The following is a 3170-nucleotide window of genomic DNA, read 5'->3' as shown; positions in this document are numbered from 1 at the left end:
CACCCCGCAAAATTATCATTTATCGTTCAAACAAATATTTTTTCTCCACAGCTTGCCGATAAGATTCAACCAATTCATTCATCACCTCTGCCACCGACTGTCGACGGGATATTATTGCCGAGACCTGACCTATTTCCAGTTCACCTCCTTCCAAGTCACCTTCGAAGATACCTTTCTTAGCACGTCCGCGTCCGAGCAAAGTTCTTAATTCCTCGGAAGTTGCACCACTATCTTCAGCCTTCTCCACCGCTTCACGAAAAGCATTTTTTACCAATCGTGTCGGAGCCAGCTTTTTCAACAACAACTTAGTATCCCCTTCACCGAGACTCAAACAATAATCTTTAAATACCGGACTCGCAGAACTCTCTTCAGTCAGCGCAAAACGTGTTCCTATTTGCACACCTTCCGCCCCCAACACCATAGCAGCCAGTATTCCTTCTCCTGTACCAATACCTCCCGCGGCTATCAAAGGCAATGTGGTAGCCTCATGCACAGCAGGAATCAAACAGAAAGTCGTTGTTTCCTCCCGTCCATTATGCCCTCCGGCTTCAAAACCTTCAGCTACTACTGCATCCACCCCGGCTTCTTCACATTTCACAGCAAAACGAGAAGATGAAACGACATGAACAACTGTTATTCCACGCTCCTTCAACCATCCGGTCCACGTTTTCGGATTTCCGGCAGAGGTAAAAACAATCTTCACTCCCTCTTCCACTACAATATTCATAATCTCTTCTATTTGGGGATACATCAAAGGGATATTCACTCCAAAGGGAAATTTTGTGGCCGCATTACATTTACGGATATGTTCACGTAAAGTGTCCGGATGCATAGAACCGGCGCCGATCAATCCCAATCCGCCGGCATTGCTCACGGCTGAAGCAAGACGCCAACCGCTACACCACACCATACCACCTTGAATAATAGGATATTGAATACCCAGAAGGGAAGTAATTCTATTCATAATTAATTATTTATCTATGTTTTAATATGCCAAAATACCAATGAAAACGACAGAGTTATATAACAATGCGCCAACATAACAATACACAAATATACTAATTATTCAATTACAAACACTCTCAAGTCAGTACATTACACATTGTTACATCAACACATCATTATAACGTCTTCAGCGTGCAATCTGTTCGATCGGTTTATTTATCAACACAGTTGTAGAATCTCCATAAGTTCTCAAAACCTCCAATGTACGGGCGCGGTTATCTCTGCCTTTCTTATTCCAGAACTCTTTGGTAAAGACAGCCATCAGGTCTAGTCCACCGACCGTTCCTCCATTGATATACACTCCGCTCCCACCAAACAAGGGAATAGGTGCGTCCATCACTACCGTGTTCACCATCATTCCATTGGCACGTTCGCTCAACTGTCGGAAACGTACTCCACTCGCCTGTATCTCATCCAAAGATTTACGCACCCCTTTCGCCATCGGATTACGTGCCCAGTTCGAGTAGGATCTTTGATGGCGTATCTCATAGAAAGGATCTCCCCGCCAAGTGTTTTTATCAATCTTTATCTTCTTCTGATAGATAGGGTCCCAGTTATAACGGGTATTCGCTTTATATGGCATCAAACTCAACACCACTTTCGGTTTAGGCAATGCTTCAGGAAGCGATTCATCAGGCATCATCCAGCTTTTCTCCTCCGACATTCGGGGAGTACCAACCGCAGTTCCGAAATCAATCGACTTTACAGCATCCATATTCAAATGCAACTCCTGGTCACTCTCCAGCAATTTCTTCAAATGCAAAGAGTCTTGCGCCGTCCATACTTGCGAATATGCAAATAAAGCCGTCAGGCACAGTACCATCGTTGCAATAAACCGTTTCAATCTATCCATCCTCTATCCTCTTTCATTACCTGTTATTTTGGAGCACTTCATATACACTAATGCACATACGTTTCTCCCTTACGTTACCACCTATATTCTCCTACGAGAAGCGGTCTTTTGAGCGTAGTAATCCCCTGTCAGCAGCATAAGACTACTGATACAAACAAACGTTCCCACATGAATGTTTCCTATTTTTTACTTTCCGAAAGCTCCTCCTTTGTTACCACCAACGATAACCCGATCCACAAAGCGGCTCATCGTAGCACGGATCGATCGTCCATCTTGTTTTCGGATATTGGCGCTCTTCCCACCAACTACGATAACAAGCGGCTGCATCGAGCACCTCCTCATCAGTCAGAAAATAGATTGCTTCATAATTTTCGGCATTCGCCAATACCATTTTGCAACCTAATGACGGAGGTGTGCCCTGACGGATAGACTCAATCACCCAAAGCATACACTCGCCCAACCGAATTTTACCGTTGTTCATATTATAAACCGACGGAAAAGAAGGAATAATGGTCAGATCTTCTGCATATTTTAAAAGTTCGGGGATGTCCTCTTCCGTAAAATGAGGGACCTCCACCACCCCTTTATCATTTTTCATCTTGTACGTACCCGACTTCAATTGTTTCACAAAAAGGGCAACATCCGGATTGTTATAATCCATTTCTTCGCTGGTGCATCCTGTAAAAGATACGATCAGGCAAACAGCCATCCACAGCATTAGTAGTGTTTTTTTCATTTTCATAAGGATTAATACGTCATGCGAAGTCCGCAAAGTAAATTAAAATTAGTCGGCCGTTTCGTTCGTACCGTAGCCAGTTTCGAATCTGTTTTGAAATGATGCGAAACTCCGGGTTCGGCAAAAACAGCAAGTCGGTCATTAATCTTATAATTGATTCCAATGCCGGCAGTCACTGCCAGTTGGATAGGTTCTTCTTTAAAACTGTTGTCCGGCGCGCCGGCGATACATTTATCGGCTATTCCGCCTACGGTAGCGTAAAGGTCAAATTTCTTCGTATCTACCAGTGTTACATTTACTTTAACGGGGATACCCAGATAGTGCAAATGCTGCCCCGCCGAACGAAGGTTTGAATAAAGCAGTCCGGTTTCTATTCCGAGAGATTCGTTTAGTTTACGCTCTACCGTTACCCCTGCGGAAACCGGCATTTTATAAGTGCCATTATCAGCCGGAAGCGCCGTGCCTACCTGAACTTTCATCGCCCAGCGATGCTTTTTCACCGCTTTGGGTTGAGCCACATTCACATTCGATTGTTCTTCCGGAGCTACAGATGATTCCGTATCACCGTTTGTTGCC

General features: G+C 44.3%; 4 protein-coding genes. All 4 read right to left on the bottom strand.

Annotated features, from left to right (window positions below):
• Window positions 1–19: 19 nt before the first annotated feature.
• On the bottom strand, window positions 20–964 hold the full coding sequence (locus BXY_RS22060) for an NAD(P)H-dependent flavin oxidoreductase (protein WP_015532989.1): 945 nt from the start codon (window positions 962–964) through the stop codon (window positions 20–22).
• Between the two features lie 168 nt (window positions 965–1132).
• The gene (locus tag BXY_RS22055; RefSeq protein ID WP_004314511.1) at window positions 1133–1858 is read right to left on the bottom strand and encodes a DUF4858 domain-containing protein; all 726 of its coding nucleotides are present in this window, start codon (window positions 1856–1858) and stop codon (window positions 1133–1135) included.
• 211 nt (window positions 1859–2069) lie between these two features.
• Complete coding sequence (locus BXY_RS22050) at window positions 2070–2594, bottom strand: DUF4943 family protein (RefSeq protein WP_008644616.1); 525 nt, start codon at window positions 2592–2594, stop codon at window positions 2070–2072.
• 11 nt (window positions 2595–2605) lie between these two features.
• Window positions 2606–3170: outer membrane beta-barrel protein (locus BXY_RS22045; RefSeq protein WP_208946891.1), on the bottom strand; the 565-nt coding region annotated here is incomplete at its 5' end.

The organism is Bacteroides xylanisolvens XB1A (assembly GCF_000210075.1).
Classification (GTDB): Bacteria; Bacteroidota; Bacteroidia; order Bacteroidales; family Bacteroidaceae; genus Bacteroides; species Bacteroides xylanisolvens.
The sequence above is the reverse complement of the archived record's forward strand: the minus strand, read 5'-3'. Positions and strand labels throughout refer to the sequence as shown.